We start from the raw sequence: 18,491 nt of genomic DNA, 5'->3' as shown, positions 1-18,491 counted from the left end.
CGATCGACCGAACCGAGGACGATATCGATCGTCCCGATCAAGGCCACGATATCCGCCAGCATCGCTCCCTGCGCCATGTACGGGAGCGATTGCAGATTGACGAAGTCGGGCGTGCGGATGCGCACTCGATACGGAATCGGGCTTCCGTCGCTGACGATGTAGTAGCCGAGTTCACCCTTCGAGTGCTCCACGGCGTGATAGACCTCGCCCTTGGGGGGACTGAACCCCTTGATGACCCAGATGAAGTGCCGCTGCATGTCCTCGGCCGTCGTCATCACCGTCTTGTGCGGTGGGATGACGTAGGGCGATTCGTAGGCCATGAGCGGACCATCGGTCGGCACCTGCTCGAGACACTGCTCGATGATCCGGAGAGCCTGGCGCATCTCCTCGATGCGCACCAGATAACGGTCGTAGACATCCCCATGCGTCCCGAGCGGCACCTCGAACTCGACTCGATCGTACAGCAGGTATGGCATCGCCTTGCGGACATCGTAGTTGACCCCCGAGCCACGCAGGCAGGCGCCGGTGAGCCCGTAGTTGATGGCCACTTCGGGCTCGATGACACCGACCCCCTTGGTCCGCGCGAGCCAGATCGGGTTCTCGGTCAGGAGATCCTCGTATTGCCGGATCGCCTTCGGAAAGTAGCGACAGAACTCGCGAACCATTTCCGGGAGATCGGGCGGTATCTCACGCGAGAAGCCCCCGATCTCCATCATGTTGGTCGTCAGCCGAGCTCCACAGAACTTCTCGAAGATATCCAAGATGAGTTCGCGGTCACGGAACGTGTAGAGGGAGACGGAAAGGGCGCCGATATCCAGCGCGTGCGTTCCCAGCCACACGAGGTGAGAAGCGATCCGCGTGAGCTCGGCCATGATCATGCGCCAATACTGCGCTCGCTCGGGCGCCTGGATACCGCAGAGCTTCTCCACCGCGAGCACATAGCCGAGATTGTTCGATGGTGCGGCAACGTAGTCGGTCCGGTCGGTCCAGGGAACGAACTGAGCGTACCGATGGGACTCGCCCAGCTTCTCGACTCCCCGGTGCAGATAACCGATCACCGGATCGCACGCGATGACCGTCTCCCCCTCGAGCGTCAGGCGTACGCGGAGCACACCATGCGTGCTCGGATGCTGCGGCCCCATGTTGAGGACGAGTTCGCGCCGCGTCGGAGTGATCTGGCGCACCTCGCTGAGGATCACCGGTGTCGGCTGCGAGAAGTCGATCATGGTCCTGGCCTCCGCAAGGTTCCGCGGATGCGGGGCGCGGGTGTCTCGAAGCCGGGCTGCACGTAGTCCCGGTACCCCCGCAACGGATAGTCCTTTCGCAGGGGGTGCCCCTCGTCCCAATCCTCCGGCAAGAGGATGCGCCGCAGATCAGGGTGCCCCTCGAACACGATACCGAACATGTCGAAGCACTCGCGCTCCAACCAGTTCGCCCCAGCGAAGATCGGGACGAGAGAGGGAACCATCTCGCCGTCGTCGACGCCGCACTTCACGCGCAGCCGCTGCCGTCGTGGGATCGAGTAGAGGTGCACGACAACGTCGAAGCGCGGCCGCTCGCGGAGATACAGCATGTCGACCGCTGTGATGTCGGTCAGATGGTTGTAACGCAGCTCTGGGTGCAGGCGTAAGAAATCGACGACATCGCGCAGCGCCGGCCGGGCGACGCGGATCGTCATCTCGTCACGAAAAACCGTCGCATCTTCGAAGGCGTCGGGGAAGCGCTCCCGCACCAAGCGAACAGCCGGATGCTGCTCCGGGTCGGTCGGGCCCCAATAGCCGGTCGTCTCCCACGATCGCGGCTCGATCGCCATCGGCTGCCAGCGGTGCTCCTCCATACCCTGCTTCTCCTATGAGCGCGGGCCGAGTGCCGAGCGAGCGGCCTGGCGTTGTTCCTCGCGATACGCTTCGGCCGCCTCTGGCCCGTAGCGTTCCTTGAGACGCTCGTAGCGGATGATCCGGTTCTGCAGCTCGAGGACACCGTAATAGAGCGCTTCCGGCACCGGTGGACAGCCCGGTACATAGATGTCGACCGGAATGACTTGGTCGACACCTTGCACGACGGCATAGGTATCGAACGGGCCGCCGACGTTCGCACAGCTGCCCATGCTGATGACCCACTTGGGATCCGCCATCTGATCGTAGAGTTGGCGAACGACTGGGGCCATCTTCTTGGTCACCGTTCCGGCAACGATCATCAGGTCAGCCTGACGTGGCGATGCTCGATACAGCATCCCGAAGCGCTCGGCGAGATCGAAGCGGGGCATTGCCGAGCTGATCATCTCGATGGCGCAGCAGGCGAGTCCGAATTGCAACCACCACAAGCTGGAGCGACGCGCCCAGCTGAAAAGCCAATCGGCCGTGGTGGTGATGATATTGGGATGGCTCTGCGCAGCACTCATACCCATTCTAGAGCTCCTTTCCGCCATTCGTAGAGGAGCCCGAGCAGCAGGATCCCCACGAAGAGCGCGGCTTGGACGTAACCGTAGAGTGCGAGCGCGTCGAAGGCGACTGCCCACGGATAGAGGAAGATGGCCTCGACGTCGAAGACGACGAACAGGAGAGCAACGAGGTAGAAGCGCGGCGTGAAGCGGCCGCGCGGCGGGGAAACGTCGGGAACACCGGATTCATAGGGCTGGAGCTTGGCCGGATTCGGCTTGCGCGGGCGGACGAAGTGACCCAACAGGATGAGAACCGTTCCCATCACCGTGCTAGTGATGACGAGCAGTCCGATGACCGCGTAATCGATTAGCGACACCGGCGCACCTCGCTTTCGGCCCCCTCTTTTCCCCGATCGTGAAGGATAGCACGAGTCACCGGAAACCACAGCGATCCTCCGACAACGCTTCCCCCAGTGCTCGGGCGGCGCGGAAGCGTCTCGCGCATCGCTCGTTTCACCGACGATGCGGAGAGCCTGGTGACGATTCGACCGACGATCGGCTGCTCGAGCGGCATTTCCGACCGCCGTGGCCGTGACGATCAGCGAGTGTGTTCGGCATCTCGGAACTCCTCTCTCGACACGAGTCATTCGTGCCGTATACTAGACTGAGTCGAGCGGCAGCTCGCCGCACCGAAGCCCGAGTCGCAAGGAGGGATCAACGAGATGGACCAGTACACCGACCTGCACGCCGCAGTCATCGTCACGCGCTTCACCTCGGCGGGGGGTATGGGTAGCGGTTCGGGTTGCGGTTGCGGCTCCAGTAGTCTCTCCGGTTCCAGTCGGCCCGGATCCAGTCGAAGCTGGTCCGGGACGACGACTTGGCTGTCGGCAATGACTGTCATGAGAGAACCGGAGGGGACTCATGGATCGCTCGATTCGACTCGCACTCGATCTTGACGGCGTCCTGACCGAGCATCCGGCACCGCTCGCGCAAGCAGCCAACCGGGCGCTCGGCATGCAACTTCCCGATCACGCCTTCGTCGACTCCCACGGATGCAACGTTCCAGAGGCAGTTCGCCTGTGGGTCTATGGCCCTGGCGGACCAGCTACGCTCCTCGATCCGGCGCCGAACGCCCCGAAGCTCCTCCAGCAGTTGCTGCAGGCGCTGGGAAACGAGCGGCTGGTGATCATCACGGCTCGGCCTCAGCGATCCCAGCCGACGACCGAAGAATGGCTGCAGCGACACGGTTTCCCACCCTGCCGGATCGTCTTCGCTGACGATAAAGTGGCGATCGCGCGCGAACTCGGTGTCACGCATGCGATCGAGGACAGTCTGCGGCATGCGACCCGGTATGCCGAGGCAGGGATCACTTGCTTCCTGTTGACGCAGGATCCTGCCCCGCCGGGCGAGTCCCCGTTCATCGTCCGCGTTCCCGATCTCTCTGCTGCAGTACAGGCGATCCTGCGGCTCACCGGTGCACCCATCGCCTTGCCCGGCAGTGGTGACGGTGCGCAACCGCGCCGGCGCCGCATCGTGGTGAGCGACGTCATCGATCAGCGGGCACGCGAGCGACTCGCCAGCGAGGCAGACGTGATCGAGGTCGATGGGCGCGACAAATCAGCGCTTTACGAGGCATTGCGCGAGGCCGATGCCCTGATCGTGCGCAGCGAGACCCAGGTGACGCGCGAACTCCTCGCCCACGCCCCGCGTCTCCGCGTCGTGGCCCGAGCAGGCACTGGAGTCGACAACATCGATCTTCAGGCGGCTACCGAGGCTGGCATTCTGGTGCTGAACGCGCCAGGTGCCAACGCTGTCTCGGCGGGCGAACATACTATCGCCCTCATACTGGCCATCGCGCGCAACCTGATCGACGCCAACGCGACCACGCACGCTGGACGATGGGAGCGCAAGCGCTTTCGCCCCTTCGACCTCAAGGGGAAGACGATCGGTATCGTCGGCCTCGGGAGAGTCGGTTCGGTCGTGGCGCAGCGACTGCGGGCATTCGAGTGCCGACTTCTCGGCTATGACCCGTACATCACCCGCGAGCGCTTCGCGCAACTCGGTGTGGAACCGGTCGACTACGAGACGCTTCTGGAAAACAGCGACATCGTGACGTTTCATGTTCCGGCAACACCGGAAACGCGCCACATGCTCGATGCCCAGGCGATCGCGCGCATGAAGCGGGGAGCCATCGTGATCAACTGCGCGCGCGGGGAGGTGGTCGATGTCCAGGCATTGGCCGAGGCGCTGAAGAGCGGCCACCTGGCAGCCGCTGGAGTCGATGTCTTCCCCGAGGAGCCGGCCTACCAGAGTCCCCTCTTCGGCCTCCCCAATGTCGTCCTCACTCCGCATATCGGTGGATCGAGCAGGGAGGCCCTGGAAGCGGTCGGAGAGATCATCGCCACCACGACGTTGGCTGCGCTGCGCGGTGAGATCGTGCCCAACGCGGTGAACTTGCCAGCTGCGTCCCTCCATGCACCGGAACTGCGCCGCCTGACGCAGGTGGCAGAAGCTGCCGGCCATCTCATCGCGGTCCTGCAGCCGGCTCGTCCGACGACCTTCCAGGTAACCGTCCACGGTCAAGTCGCTTCGGACATCGCCGAGCACGTGACCGCGGTCGCGCTCGCCGCGGCGTTGCGGCGCTGGACAGTCCGCCGGGTCACGCCGGTCAATGCCCGGTTCGTCGCGCAAGAACTGCACCTCTTCGTCGATGTCCGCTTCGATACCGGTGCCTCGACCGTGCCGGAATTCAATTTCGAAGTCGACGGGGATCCGCCGCACCACGTCATGGTACGCTGGGATCATCGCGAGGCCGGCATCATGGAAGTCGACCGTTTCTCGCTGGAGCGCCCCCTAGCCGGTCATATGCTGATCACCCATCACCGCGACCGACCGGGCATCATCGGCCGAATCGGGACGATCCTCGGGCGCTACGAGGTGAACATCGCCGGCATGCAGGTCGGCCGGCGGGTGCGGGGCGGCGAAGCGATCATGGTCCTCAACGTGGACGATCCGATCCCGGAAGCGGCCCTGAACGAGATCCTCCAGATCCCGGATGTGTGGACCGCCTACGTGGTCTCGCTTCCCGAGCCAGAGGGACACCCGATGGTCGCCGGGAGCGCTCCTTCATCGGCGGTCGCTCACACCAGACTTCGGTAAAGTGCCAGTGTCCGCTCGGCAACGGCTGACCAGCTGAACAGTCGCTCGACACGCTGGCGGCCGTTGCGGCCGAGCCGTGCCCGGAGTGCGGGATCCTCGATGATGCGCCGGATCGCGCGTGCCAGATCCTGGGCGTATCCGTCAGGATCGACCGGTTCACCGCGTTCCGGGTCGATCTCCACGTGGACGAGCAGGCCGGTCTCGCCATCGACGACCACCTCGGGTATCCCGCCGACATCCGAGGCCACGACCGGACACTCGCAGGCCATGGCTTCCAGATTGATCAGGCCGAAGGGCTCGTAGATCGACGGGCAACAAAAGACCGTCGCGTGCGAGTAGAACTGGATCACCTCCTGACGCGGCAGCATTTCCGGTACCCAGAAGATTCCGCCACGTCGTTCCCGGAATGCAGCGACCCGCGACTCCACGAGATGAGCGAGTTCGGGTGTATCGGGTTGGCCCGCGAGCAGGACGATCTGGACGTCCGGTGGAAGGTGCGGAACTGCCGCGAGCAGGTAGGCGATCCCCTTCTGGCGCGTGATCCGGCCAACGAACAGCACGAATGGGCGTGCGAGGTCGACACCGATGCGCTCGAGCGCGGCGGTCTCGCTGGTTCGACGATAGAGAGCCGTGTCGATCCCGTTGTGGATGACATGGACGCGCTCCGGTGCGACTCGGTAGAGTCGCAGGACGTCCTCACGGGTGGCACCGGAGACCGCGATCACGGCGTCAGCCGATTCGATGGCGACCCGCTCCATCCAAGAGCTGAGGTGGTACGCAGTACCGAGTTGCTCCATTTTCCAGGGGCGCAACGGTTCGAGGGAATGAATGGTCAAGACAAAGGGACGCTCCCAAAGGAGCCGTCCCCAGAGTGCAGCCAGATCGGTGTACCAGGTGTGGGCATGGATGACATCGGCGTCGATCGGATCCCGTACCATCAATAGATCGCGCGACAGCGCATCGAGTGCCGGCCAGTGGCGCCGGTCGCCGGCAGAGCGGATCTGCTCCCAGCCGCGATAACCCCGAACGCGGAGGTTCGGCAGGTCGATCAGCTGATCTCCGAAGCACCGCACCTCGACGGCGATGTGACGGGCGAGCTCGCGCGTGAGGTACTCGACGTGAACTCCCGCCCCTCCGTAGACATGTGGTGGGTACTCGTTCGTCAGGACCAGCACTTTGCTCAGCATGCGCATCGCCATTCCCCTCGGGGGATCGTATCACGGGCGAGTCGGCACTGCCGCAGGCAGCGACTCGATCGAGCGGGGACGGAAGGCAAGGAGTCGCAATCCGTTGAGCACGACGACGATCGTGCTTCCCTCGTGCCCGACGACCGCCAGCGGAAGCGGTACGCCGTGGACCAAAATGCTGGTCACCAGTAGGAGGATCACCCCGAGCGCGATCGCGAGATTCTGCACGATGACGCGCCGGGCAGCCCGCGAGAGCTGGATGGCATAGGGAAGCTTGGTGAGATCGTCGCTCATCAACACGACATCGGCGGTTTCCAAAGCGACGTCGGTACCAGCTGCACCCATGGCGATGCCGACATCGGCCGCGGCGAGAGCCGGCGCATCGTTGACCCCGTCCCCGACCATCGCGACGCGCAGTCCAGCGGCTTGGAGTTCACGCACGACAGCGACCTTGTCTTCCGGCAGAAGTCCGGCACGCCATTCCTCCAGCCCGACGTCGCGGGCGATCGCGCGGGCCGCACGTTCGTTGTCACCGGTCAGCATCACGAGACGACGGATGCCGAGCGCCCGCAACTGGGCGATCACCTGCCGCGCGACCGGGCGGACGACATCGGCGATACCGAACACCGCGACGACCCGCCCGTCGAGCGCCGCATAGACCGCAGTGCGGCCACGTTCCCGGAGTTCAGTCGCGACCGCTTGGAGGTCGGGCGGAACCGCGATTCCGTGTTCGCGGAGCAAGAGCTCGTTCCCGACGAGAACCGTGCGACCCGCCACCTCGGCGCGCACACCGCGGCCGACCAGAGCCGTGAGCGATTCCACTCGATCGACCAGCGTGTGATCGAAGGCACCGAGGGCATCAGCATGCGCGACGATCGCCAGCCCGAGCGGATGCTCGGATCGATACTCGACTGGCGCGACGTAGCGGAGAACCTCCTGCACATCGATCCCCTCGCCCTCGGCAGGAACCAGTTCGGTCAAGCGCGGCTTGCCGACCGTCAGCGTGCCGGTCTTGTCGAAGACGACCGCGTCGACCGTGCCGATGGTCTCGAGTTGCAACGACCCTTTGAAAAGCACGCCGTTGCGAGCAGCATTGGCGAGTGCCGAGAGAATCGAGGCCGGCGTCGAGATGACCAACGCACAAGGTGATGCGGCAACCAGCAAGGTCATCGCCCGATAGAAGCTCGTTTCACTCGGCGCACCGAGGGCGACCGGAACGGCGAACGCGAGAGCGGAGACGACGATGACGCCGAGAGCATACTTACCTTGAAACGCCTCGGCGAAGCGTTGCGCTCGCGACTTCTGTTCGCGCGCCTGCTCGACGATCGCGATGATGCGAGCCAGCGTGCTCTCGTGCACGGCACGCTCGACGCGGATGCGGAGGAGACCAGTCATGTTCAAGGTGCCACTGAAAACTGGATCGCCCGGACGCTTGTGGACAGGCAACGACTCGCCGGTGATCGCGGACTGATCGACACTCGAGTCACCACTGAGGACGGTTCCATCGACCGGAATGCGTTCCGCTGGCCGCACGATCACCTCGTCTCCCGGAACCAGGTCTTCGACGGGAACGAGATATTCCGCCCCGCCCCGGACGACGAGTGCCGTTTCCGGGCGCAGCTCCATCAAGGCGCGGACGGCGCGGTGCGTCCGACCGAGCGCGTAGTGTTCCAGTGCATTGCCGAGCGAAAAGAGAAAGAGCAAGATGCCGCCCTCCGGCCAGGCATCGAGGATCGCCGCACCCGCCGCGGCCAAGATCATGAGGAGATCGATGTCGATCGTCGCCTGAGCGAGTGCACGGAGAGCGCGATAGGTCGCGTAGGCGCCACCGGCTGTATAGGCGAGGAGATAGAGGACGAGAGAGAGCCAGCTCGGAAGTCCCGCCCGGTCAGCGGACCAGGCAGAGACGAGTAGGATACCGGTCGCAGCGGTACTCAGGAGCAAACCGTGCTGCTGCCACCAGAGCAGCCGTTCTTCGCGATCGACACGCGTCGGCTGCCGGCGCGCGCTGCCTTCCGGAGACGGAACCGGTACGGTGAGCGTCGTGAGCGGCGCGTCCGTCTCCGGCGCGTTCCGAACGATGACGACACCGTTACCGCAGTCAGGACAAGTAGACGCAGCGGCAGCACGGTGCTCAGCGAGGAGCTCGGCCACATGCTGAACCTTCGTTTCCACTCTCGCCGGATCGCTCGACGACCAGCAGTGGACAACGAGTTCGCCACGAGCCGGATCGTAGGCCGCACGAGCGATCGCGTCATCGTCAGCCAAGTCGCGGAGCATCCTGACGCAGCTTTTCGACGGCTGGATAGGGTTCATTGCACCGACTTTCCCTTCGAAATTGAGAATGAGTCCTATTTTCATGATCCACAGTGTACTGCGTGATGCTGGCGCCCGCAACCGTTCGCCACGAGTCACGGTTGGTCAGCGTCTGTCTAGACGAATCCGAGAGCAGGGAAGCCAGCACCGGTCGTTAGCTTCCGTTGGCGTCGGGTCGGCGTCCTTCCGGTTCGCACGGGCGAGGATGTCGACCGAACCGGCGGGGGCAGCAACCGAACTCGTCGGGCTGGAGCCGGAATACCCTCAGGCTGGCTCTCGTCTCGTCCCGGCGACGACACAGCGGCATGCCCGGTATGAGGTAGCCGGTGGCGAACCGGACGCAGCGGGGCGTGGTGACCGGTCACAGTCGACCGCGGAGCCGGGATCGCCACGGAGCCGGTCCTGCGTCTCGACGTCTCGATGTGCCGAGCAGGCACGGTACCGCGATCGGACAGCCAGTTCCTGTGGAGAAGATCGGCCGGCTCTGTGGATAACTCCGGCCGTGTTTCCACATCCGGAGCCGTCTGGTGTGGGTGAGTCACCCGCAGCCTGTGGTCTCGCGGTGGAGAACACGCGTGCTGTGCCGCTCACGCTCAGGTCTCGCCCACAGTCGGCTGTCGCTCGTCCGCTTCTTTCCACAGTGACGTGTTTGGCTTTTCGGCGCCACCAATGGCGATTCAGCACTTTTCCACGCTATCCTCGGCCCGACGACTATGACGGTTTCTTTCTGGTGCTGATATCCCGGAAAGCGGGGAACACACCGAGTACACGTGCGAGAATGCGTGTGGTGGGCGATCGGAGCGTGGAGGAATGGAAGCGATGCGGGAAGAGCGAGCGACAGTCATCGTGATCGGTCTCGGCATCATGGGCTCGGCAACGGCCTCGGCGCTCGCGCGGCGAGGCGTGCGCGTGGTGGGACTGGAACAGTATGCGCCCTTCCACGCGCTCGGCTCGTCGCACGGGAAGACGCGGATCATCCGCGAAGCCTACTTCGAGTCGCCGGAGTACGTGCCACTGGTCCAGCGCGCGTATCAGCTGTGGGACGAGCTCGGCGAGCGAACTGGGCGGAGGCTCCTGCGGGTGACCGGTGGAGTGAGTATCGGGCGACCGGATAGTCCGTTCATCGTCGGAGCGCGCGAGTCCGCGCAGCGGCACGGTCTGGCTCACGAGCTGCTCGACGCGTCGGCAGCCCGAAAACGCTTTCCCGTCCTTGCGCTGCCGGACGACTTCGTCGCGCTCGTCGAAGGGCGAGCGGGGATTCTGTTCGCGGAGGAGTGTTGGCGAGCGTTCTGTGAGGATGCGGTGCGGCATGGGGCCCAGCTGCGCTTCGGTGTGCGTGTGCTCGGAGTGGCGCCGGACGGGGAAGGGACGACGGTCGAGACCGAGAGCGGTCGACTGCACGCCGATCGCGTGGTGGTAACCGCTGGACCGTGGTCAGCGAGATTGCTCGCTGATTTGGGATTGCCGCTGGAGGTCCGGCGCGTGCTCGTCATCCACGTCCAGCCTGACGATCCGACTCGGTTCCGACCAGAGGTGCTGCCGATTTTCATCATGGACGTTCCAGAAGGAGAGTATTACGGTTTCCCCTTCTTGCCTGATCAGGGTGTGAAGTTCGGTCGCCACGACGATGGAGAGACCTGCACGCCGGAAGCGGTGCGGCGAGCGGTGACTGACGAGGAAGTACAGTGGATGACTGGAGTCATCGACCGGTATCTTCCCGGCGCTGCTCGCGAGGTTCTGATGGCGGTGACCTGTCTGTATACGATGACCCCAGACAGTCATTTCGTGATCGACCGGCATCCGGAGTGGCCACAGGTCGTCTTCGCTGCTGGTTTTTCCGGACACGGGTTCAAGTTCGCGTCGGTGATGGGTGAGGCACTGGCTGATCTGGCACTGGAGGGCAGGAGCTCGTTACCGATCGGCTTTTTGAGCGCCCGGCGATGGGTGAAGACTCAATAGAAACGAGACCGTGTCCGGTGATACGGAGGAGCGTCGGGCGGGAGACTTTGACCGAGTTGCCACAGGGCCCAGTCGACGCGCCAGGGGGCAGCGGGAAGACCGCGGGAGCGGAGGGAGAGAGTGAGCGCATCGACAGCGAGGACGGTGGCAGCGCGGATTTCGACTTCCTCGGGTGAGCCAGCCGGGATTTCGCGGCGAGCGTCGATTCGGGCAGCGAGCTCGGGATGATAGCGGAGGACGCCGAAGGCACGGAGGACCTGGGGGAGCTTGTAATCGGCGAAGGCGGTGAGGAGATCGAGATCGTGGAAGCAGCCGAGTCCGGTGCCCTGGAAGGCTCCGGCCAGGTCGGTACAGAGGAGTTGGGCGCGCTTGTAGAAGGGAACGCGCTGTCCATCGTACGTGGCGACGTCGTCGAAGGACGGGAAGGTCCGGACGACGTGACGGACGAGTTCGATGCTGCTGCCACGGGCAGCAGCGATGAGCGTGGCGAAGGAGCCGCGACAGTGCTCGATGAGTCTGGTGGCGACCTCGCGGATGTGCTGAATGCGCCATTCCAAGAGCGGAAGCGTTCCCTCGCCCGCGAAGAGGGCGGTGATCTCCGCGTCGGTGAGCCGTGACAGAAAGGAGGGATCCCACAGAGGAAGCCCTCGGTCGAGGGCTCGCCGCAAGCTGGCGGCGAGTGCCCAATAGCCATCGTAGATCCGCCCGCCGTACTCGACTCGCCAGCGCGGTTCACCCCAGAAACAGAAATTGAGGGCGTCGAGCAGGAGCACGTAGTTGGCTGTTTGCTCGGGAGTACCGCGCCAGTGCAACGGGTGATCCCAGGTCGGGAGATCCGGCAATGGGTGAGGCAGACGGTCAGCGAGAGTCGGGAGTGCGGAGAAATCGAGCGTTACCCAGTGTGCTCGCTGGATGACGGCACGACAAGCCGTGCGGATCCCGAGGGGGTCGGGAATCGTGGTAGCGAGAGTATCCATGGAACAGCATTCCTCGTGTGACGTCTGAGTCGATGGCCGCGAATTGGGAGAGAGTGGCTAGGGAGCGGCCGAACCGGTTGGAGTATACTCGCGGCACGAGATCGTTCGGCGAACGAACCGGGGGTGCGATGAGCACGATCCCGCTGGAGGAAGCGATCGGGCGAGCGAGGCGAGCGCTCGCGGAGGGCCGCTTGGATGAAGCGAAGGAGCTGTGCCAGGCGATCCGGCGGGCGGTGCCAGAAGCGCTGGTGGGGTTGCGGCTGTGGAGCGAGGTGAGCCGCCAGGAAGGTGATGTGGAGACAGCCGAGCGACTGCTGGCGGTCGTGGTCGAGCGAGACCCCGAGGATGCGGAGGCGTGGTGGGCGCTGGCTGAGCTGCGCCGGGTAAGCGGGGATCGAGAAGGAGCTCTGCGCTCGTTGCAAGTCGCCTGGGAATGCGCGCCGTGGCGGCGGGAATTGGCGGAGCGAATCGGCGAGTGGGCGAGCGAGGAGAGACGAGACGGCCGACTCTGGCCGACACGGGCTGCGCTGTCCGCCTGGTACGAGCGGCAGGGGTGGTGGACGCGGGCTGTCGATGAGTGTCGTGCGCTGCTGATGGGGGCGGCCGAGCGAGTGGACGTGCGGCAGCGGTTGATTCGCTGTTTGTGGCGTTCTGGGGAGGAAGAGGAGGCCATCCGCGGAGCGGAGAGCGTGCTCGGTGAGCGCGGTGAGACGCTTGGGGTATTGGTGGTGGCCGCGCTGGTAGCGAGGAGTCGGGGAGACGAAGAGTCGGCGAGGGCGCATCGGGAGCGCTTGTTGGCGCTGGATCCGCTCGGGGAGGGGATCGAGCGGTACTGTGGCCCGGAGGAGCGCGCAGGAGTGGAGTGGCTGAGGGCGGCAGAGCCCGTCTTCGTCGAGGAGCCGGTTTTCACTGAAGCGTCTGGGGAACACGAACTGTTGTGGGAGCTGCCGACTGACGAGGAGCTCGAGCAGGCGCGGCCTGGGGCGGGGGTCGTGACGGGGGTGGAGGGGACAGGAGAAACCGATGAAATCGCCGTGGTGAGCGGGCTGGATACAGGCGAGAGCGGTGGAGCGGAGTGGATCAGCCAGGGGTGGACGTTAGTGGGCGAGGAGGCGATCGAAGCGGCGCGACCACGCGAGGAACTCGAGGCTGGCTGGACTGGGCTTCTGGAGGAGTTGGCAGCCAGCGGTGTCGAGCCGTTCTCGTATGAAGAAGAGCGTGTCGGTGGGGAGCCGGTGAGGCAGGCGGAGGGTGCGGTGGGTGGAGGGGAGGAGTCGGTTACGGCGGCGGGCGAGGAACTGCGCGAGGGTGCGGCAGAGGTCGTTGAGGCGGTCGAGGTGGTGGAGTTCGGACGAGCGGCGTATGGAGAACGAGTGAGAGTGGAGAGAGGTTCCGAGCGGGCTGGTGACGAGATCGACGAGGTGGGGAAGCTGGTGGAGAGCGGTGCGGTTGTCGAGGCGGTGCGAGTCGCCCAGCGACTGGTGCGGGAAGGACACCGGGACATGGCAGCGCTGATTCCGTTCTTGGAGCGGGTCGTCCGTGACGAGGGGCCGGGTGCACGGGAAGCGGCGATGACGTTGGGAGCGATCTATCGTCGGCGGGGTGATCGGGCGTTGGCGTCTCGGTACTACGAGTTGGCGCTGCGGTTGCGGAGCGAGTAGGCTGAAAAGTGGACAAAGGAGGCGGCGCTGGCGGGCGAGAGGATCGCCCGCGTTCGTTGTCGGAGGGTAGTGGCGTGGAGCGGACGTTGATCATCGTAAAGCCGGATGCTGTCCAGCGGGGACTGGTGGGGGAGGTGCTGCGGCGATTGGAGCAGCGTGGCTTGCGCTTCGTGGGGTTGAAGTTGATGAGGGTGGATCGTGAGCTCGCGGAACGGCACTACGCGGAGCATCGGGGTAAACCGTTTTATGAGGACTTGCTGGCATTCATCACGTCGGGACCGGTGGTGGTCGGGGTGGTCGAGGGACCGCGTGCGATCGAGATCACGCGGCGGACGATGGGCAAGACCGATCCGGCGCAGGCAGAGCCGGGCACGATTCGTGGTGATCTGGCGCTGACGATCGGGCAGAACGTGATCCACGGGTCGGACAGTCCGGAGAAGGCGGCGTACGAAATCGGCCTCTTTTTCCGTGAGGATGAGCTCGTGAGCTACGAGCGAGCGATCGATCGGTGGATCATGGGCTGAGGAGTGTTTCACGTGAAACAACCGGAGAGAGGCAGGGAGCGTTCTCCTGCCTCTCTCCCTTTTCAGCTGTCACTCTGGCGGATGATCAACGGGTGCTTGTGCCAGGCGGCGAGGAGACGGGCTAGTTCGTCGCGGAGGGCGACGTCCGTCAGGTCTGCTCCTATTTCCTCACGTTCCTCGCGAGGCTGACCGCCGAACCACTCGCGCCCCGCAGCGGTATGGACCAGGGTGCGGTGCTGCACGACCTGGCGCACCAGGTGGAGGCGATCGCCCTGGCGCTCGACGGCAAGACTGAACCCTGGTGCGAGCGTAATCCCCACGATCCCCTCCTCGGGATCGTCGATGACGATCGGGTACCCGGGAATCGTCCGATCGGCCAGTTCCTCGACCAACGCGCGGAGCATGGGCAGGAGGCGCTGCCGGACGATGCCAAAGCCATCAGCGGCGTTCATCACCAGTCTCCTTCCTACGACGACGGCCGCGACTGTCCAAACCGAAGAGCGCAAAACCCAGCCGGACAGCCGGACCCACCGTCAACGCAACCATGATCGTCCCTATCCCGAACGATCCCCCCAAGAGGATTCCGATGACCGTCACAGCTGATTCCATACCCCAACGGATCCACCCGATCGACCACCTCGTCCGGCGAGCGAGTGCGAGCATGAGGCTATCGCGCGGACCTGCGCCAAAGTCAGCGGCGATATACATACCGCTCGCGATGCCGAGCAAGAGAACGGAGGCCGCGACCTCGATCATCCCTTCGAACGTATCACGAGCCTGCGGAATCGATCCGCTCCACAAAAGGAGGTCCGTAAAGATACCGATCAGCACCAGATTGGCGACCGTACCCACTCCAGGCGATACCCCGAGCGCCCAGCCTGTTCCCACGGTTACCAGACTGACCACGATGCTCGCTTGTCCGACGGTCAGCGGTGCGTGGCGACTGATGCCGTCATGAAAAACCATCCATGAATAGGCACCGAGGCCGCTCTGGAGCCCGAGAACGAGCGCCAACGCGAACAAGAACAGCCCCCCGACCAACATCGATAAACGAATGAACCGCTCTTTCCACTTCATAGTCCGGTCTACAGCCAAAACCATAGTGACCCCCACTACCGTACTCTACCGCACCGCTCCTGGTCGTGGAGACGATCGACACAACTGCCGACGTTGACCTGCCGCCGCGCGCCGGCGGACTCTAAGCCGGTACGCATGGCCGAGAACGCCTGCCTTGACGCACAATCGATTGTCGTCCGCGAGGGATGGCCTGAGTCCTTTGGCCGGTACAGGTCCGAGATCGATGAAAGCGAGGGAGGCTTCGTGAGCGAACGCGTGCTCCGGATACTCGGAATTCCCGGAAGCTTGCGGCGCGAGTCCTACAACCGCGGCCTTTTGCTGGCCGCTCAGGAACTCGCTCCATCTGGTGTCGAACTCGATCTCTACGAGTTGCACGAGCTCCCGCTCTATGACGAGGATCTCGAGCGAACTGGCCCACCGGATCAGGTTCTTCACTTCAAGCAGGCCATTGCCCGTGCCGATGCACTCTTGATCGCTACTCCCGAGTACAACTGGAGCGTACCCGGGCCGCTCAAGAACGCGATCGACTGGGCTTCCCGTCCACCGGCGACGAGTCCCTTGCGCCGCAAACCGGTCGCGCTGATGGGCGCCTCCACGGGCATCTCTGGAACCATCCGGGCGCAACTTGCACTCCGGCAGATCTTCGCATCGACCGAGTCGTATGTCCTCCCGAAGCCCGATCTCTTCGTCCGGGAGGCGGCCACGCTCTTTCGTGACGGCCGTCTGGTCGACCGAGAGACGCGCGAACGGATCCGCCAGCTGCTCGAGGCACTCGTCGCTTGGACACTTCGCTTCAGCGAATGAGAGCAGTGCTTCCCGGTCCACGGCACGGTGCGATGCTCTCGTCACACTCCGTCATCATCGTGGCTCTGCGGTGTTCGGCCTCCCGGTATTGCAATGTGTGCGACCGAACACCGCTCGCCCTCGCGTTCCTTCCGGACATCTAGGTTGGACAGGAGTGAAGCGGATGCCTGAACCTCAATATTGAACACTGTCATAGTTAGTTCTCCAGCCAACGCTGCATCCTGCGGTCAACTCCTCGCCCTTTTGGCTTCACTCGAGCACCGATCAACACCGAAACGCTGACATGGTCTCGCAGCGCTGGCTAATGAGCAGATCCTCCTCGATCTCGGAGTGCTCAATTCATTCAGTCCGGAAGTGTTCTTCGGCGGGAGATAATCGACTTCGACCAGGTGATCGACGCAAACGAACGGCAGACTGAGCTAACTCGCTTTCGCCTCCTCACGGTTCGTCCAACTCGCAGCTGTGCTCCTTACCAGCAGTGGTCGCCGAAGACAGCCGACGAGCTATGCCTGGAAGGATAGTCCCGACTCTTCACCTCGTCGCGAGGCAATGCGCCGCGACCCGACGCACTCGTCCTGCAGCTTGCGGTTTTCCCCGGCACCATCGTTGCCTCCTGCCTGTCCGATTGGCGATCGGTGCACGGTACTCTGAGACGAGTCGGACTGAAATGGTGCTCAGGCGACATAGCCGACCTTCCTCCAAAACTCCCACCCCTCGTACCGGGTCTAACTGGCTAGAACCCTCCCTCACCGAGATCAGCTACCAGGCAATCACCCTACTCTCCCTCCCGGCAAGGGTTTCCGCGGCCGATCGCTTTTCTCGGCGGTCACGAGGGGACCGCCGTACTCGTGAGAGGTGCACCGATGAAGCGATCGGCTTTCGTGTTTCTGGCTCTACTCGCCTTTGTACTCAGTCCTCTGGGTTCGTCTCCAGCTGCGGCTTCCGATCCGACCCGGTACGACGTCGCACCCGAGTTCCAGCGCTTTTACGAACGGTATGGGGGAATCCCGACATTCGGCTATCCGATCAGCCCGGCCTTCCAAGAGAATGGCTATCTCGTCCAGTACTTCGAGCGGCAACGCTTCGAGTACCACCCCGAGTACGCCGGCACCGAATACGAAGTGCTGCTCGGCCTGCTCGGCCGGGAGACGGCTGAACGCGAGGGTCGTGATCTGCAGCCCGTACTACCGGTTCCTGGCCGCCTCTACTTCCCGGAAACGGGACATACCATCGCGCCAGAGTTTCTATCCTACTGGCGAAACCGCGGTGGCTTGCGGCTCTTCGGTTACCCCATCACGGAACCCTTCTGGGAAAACGGCCTGTTGATCCAGTACTTCGAGCGTGCGCGTTTCGAGTTTCACCCTGACCTAGCAGGAACAGACTGGGCGATCCTGCTCGGCCGACTGGGCGCTGAACTTTGGGCGAGCAAGAGCCGCGACGCGTTCTACCAAAGAAGCACCCCAGCGAGCGATCTCGCTGACCGTATCAACCGCATGCGTCAGGCGAGTGGGCTGGCTCCGCTGACGCTCGACCCGGTCCTCACCCGGATCGCGCAAGAGCGGAGTGACGACATGGCTCGCCGGGGATACTTCTCGCACACGACGCCGGAGGGGCGTACCGTCTTCGACCTGCTCGACGCTTACCGCGTCAACTGGCGCTTTGCCGGTGAGACCCTGCAGCGCAACAACTACCCTGAGGGCGAGATGGTCGCCGAAGCAGTTCGCTCGCTCTTCGCTAGTCAGTCCCATCGTGCCATCTTGCTCGATCCGCGCTTCACGCACTTCGGGGTCGCTGAAGCGACCAGCCGCCATGGGATGCATTACTTCACAGTCGTCCTCGTCCAGCGGTGAGCTGTCAGCTCAGCGTGTCCGGCGTACTCCGCCTCGTCGCGCTTCTCCACTCGACGCATTGCGCCTGTCGCGCGGCGACGTACGACCACGCCGATCGAGCCGAGGCTACTCGACAGGCACCGCCGCGCAGCGAATGGTTCCTCACTGACAGTGTGTGTCCGAAGCGACGACCGTTCGGTTTTCCACACGGGCCGGACGCCGTCGGTTCGACCCTCACGGGGAAATTTCCTCGCCTGGCGGATCGCTGCCATGCCGACGAGCGTGCCTCGACCAGCGTCCCCCAGCAGTCACGTACGCGGACAGCCCCAACAAAGCCGGTCCGCTTCTGAATGGTCATGCTCGGTTCTGTGGAAAGTTGGGAGAACGCTTTTCGAGGAAGGCGCGCACGCCCTCGCGGAACGCGACACCCTCGTAGACCGTCGCGAGGAGCGCGCGATAGCTGGCGTCGTTTTCCGCGAAACCGCGAACCGCCAGTTGCACGACTGCCTTGGTGGCCTGCAACGTCTCGGCTGACATGCTCGAGAGGCGGTGGATCCATCGCTGCGTCGCTTCCTCGAGTTCCTCGACCGGAACCACCTCGGTCACCAGACCCAGTCG

At 64.0% G+C, this 18,491-nt stretch carries 16 protein-coding genes; 6 read left to right on the top strand and 10 right to left on the bottom strand.

Annotated elements, in window-relative coordinates:
- From nuoD to ACWIVK_RS09275, 4 genes are all read right to left on the bottom strand, one after another.
- Positions 1-1,226, bottom strand: a 1,226-nt coding sequence (gene nuoD, locus ACWIVK_RS09290) for an NADH dehydrogenase (quinone) subunit D (protein WP_448576373.1), incomplete at its 3' end; no start/stop codon positions are given.
- A complete protein-coding gene (locus ACWIVK_RS09285) occupies positions 1,223-1,837 on the bottom strand; it encodes an NADH-quinone oxidoreductase subunit C (RefSeq protein ID WP_448576371.1) in 615 nt (204 codons plus the stop codon). The genes nuoD and ACWIVK_RS09285, both read right to left, overlap by 4 nt.
- 12 nt (positions 1,838-1,849) lie before the next feature.
- Positions 1,850-2,407 (bottom strand): NuoB/complex I 20 kDa subunit family protein, encoded by a 558-nt coding sequence (locus ACWIVK_RS09280; RefSeq protein ID WP_448576370.1) that lies wholly within the window; start codon positions 2,405-2,407, stop codon positions 1,850-1,852.
- Positions 2,398-2,757 (bottom strand): NADH-quinone oxidoreductase subunit A, encoded by a 360-nt coding sequence (locus ACWIVK_RS09275; protein ID WP_448576369.1) that lies wholly within the window; start codon positions 2,755-2,757, stop codon positions 2,398-2,400. Before ACWIVK_RS09275 ends, ACWIVK_RS09280 begins: the two co-directional genes overlap by 10 nt.
- A gap of 544 nt (positions 2,758-3,301) precedes the next feature.
- On the opposite strand from ACWIVK_RS09275, the gene serA reads away from it, so the two are divergent.
- Positions 3,302-5,539, top strand: coding sequence for a phosphoglycerate dehydrogenase (gene serA, locus ACWIVK_RS09270; RefSeq protein ID WP_448576368.1), 2,238 nt, complete (start codon positions 3,302-3,304; stop codon positions 5,537-5,539).
- Here the strand turns inward: serA and glgA are convergent.
- Positions 5,521-6,732, bottom strand: coding sequence for a glycogen synthase (glgA, locus tag ACWIVK_RS09265; RefSeq protein ID WP_448576367.1), 1,212 nt, complete (start codon positions 6,730-6,732; stop codon positions 5,521-5,523). The two genes, serA and glgA, sit on opposite strands and share 19 nt — an antisense overlap.
- Before the next feature lie 24 nt (positions 6,733-6,756).
- The gene (locus ACWIVK_RS09260) at positions 6,757-8,994 is read right to left on the bottom strand and encodes a heavy metal translocating P-type ATPase (RefSeq protein WP_448576366.1); all 2,238 of its coding nucleotides are present in this window, start codon (positions 8,992-8,994) and stop codon (positions 6,757-6,759) included.
- Positions 8,995-9,861: 867 nt separating this feature from the next.
- Here ACWIVK_RS09260 and solA point away from each other — a divergent pair.
- Positions 9,862-11,001, top strand: coding sequence for an N-methyl-L-tryptophan oxidase (solA, locus tag ACWIVK_RS09255; RefSeq protein WP_448576365.1), 1,140 nt, complete (start codon positions 9,862-9,864; stop codon positions 10,999-11,001).
- Here solA and ACWIVK_RS09250 read toward each other — a convergent pair.
- Entirely contained in the window at positions 10,995-11,978 is a 984-nt protein-coding gene (locus tag ACWIVK_RS09250) for a queuosine 5'-phosphate N-glycosylase/hydrolase (RefSeq protein ID WP_448576364.1), read from the bottom strand. The two genes, solA and ACWIVK_RS09250, sit on opposite strands and share 7 nt — an antisense overlap.
- 128 nt (positions 11,979-12,106) lie before the next feature.
- Between ACWIVK_RS09250 and ACWIVK_RS09245 the strand changes: the two genes are divergently transcribed.
- On the top strand, positions 12,107-13,639 hold the full coding sequence (locus ACWIVK_RS09245) for a tetratricopeptide repeat protein (protein WP_448576363.1): 1,533 nt from the start codon (positions 12,107-12,109) through the stop codon (positions 13,637-13,639).
- A 74-nt stretch (positions 13,640-13,713) separates the two neighbouring features.
- On the top strand, positions 13,714-14,163 hold the full coding sequence (gene ndk / locus ACWIVK_RS09240; RefSeq protein ID WP_448576362.1) for a nucleoside-diphosphate kinase: 450 nt from the start codon (positions 13,714-13,716) through the stop codon (positions 14,161-14,163).
- 62 nt (positions 14,164-14,225) lie between these two features.
- On the opposite strand, the gene ACWIVK_RS09235 is transcribed toward ndk, so the two are convergent.
- Together ACWIVK_RS09235 and ACWIVK_RS09230 are read right to left on the bottom strand one after the other, a co-directional pair.
- Positions 14,226-14,615, bottom strand: a complete 390-nt coding sequence (locus tag ACWIVK_RS09235) for a hypothetical protein (RefSeq protein WP_448576361.1) — start codon at positions 14,613-14,615, stop codon at positions 14,226-14,228.
- On the bottom strand, positions 14,602-15,264 hold the full coding sequence (locus ACWIVK_RS09230) for a YczE/YyaS/YitT family protein (protein ID WP_448576360.1): 663 nt from the start codon (positions 15,262-15,264) through the stop codon (positions 14,602-14,604). The genes ACWIVK_RS09235 and ACWIVK_RS09230 overlap by 14 nt, the downstream gene beginning before the upstream one ends.
- Before the next feature lie 219 nt (positions 15,265-15,483).
- Here ACWIVK_RS09230 and ACWIVK_RS09225 point away from each other — a divergent pair, with 219 nt between their 5' ends.
- Together ACWIVK_RS09225 and ACWIVK_RS09220 are read left to right on the top strand one after the other, a co-directional pair.
- A complete protein-coding gene (locus ACWIVK_RS09225; RefSeq protein WP_448576359.1) occupies positions 15,484-16,044 on the top strand; it encodes an NADPH-dependent FMN reductase in 561 nt (186 codons plus the stop codon).
- Between the two features lie 863 nt (positions 16,045-16,907).
- Complete coding sequence (locus ACWIVK_RS09220) at positions 16,908-17,894, top strand: CAP domain-containing protein (protein WP_448576358.1); 987 nt, start codon at positions 16,908-16,910, stop codon at positions 17,892-17,894.
- Between the two features lie 333 nt (positions 17,895-18,227).
- Here the strand turns inward: ACWIVK_RS09220 and ACWIVK_RS09215 are convergent.
- Positions 18,228-18,491, bottom strand: a 264-nt coding sequence (locus ACWIVK_RS09215) for an enoyl-CoA hydratase-related protein (protein WP_448576357.1), incomplete at its 5' end; no start/stop codon positions are given.

Source organism: Thermomicrobium sp. (genome assembly GCF_053493975.1).
Note: the sequence above shows the minus strand (reverse complement) of the source record. Positions and strands in the feature narration are given on the sequence as shown.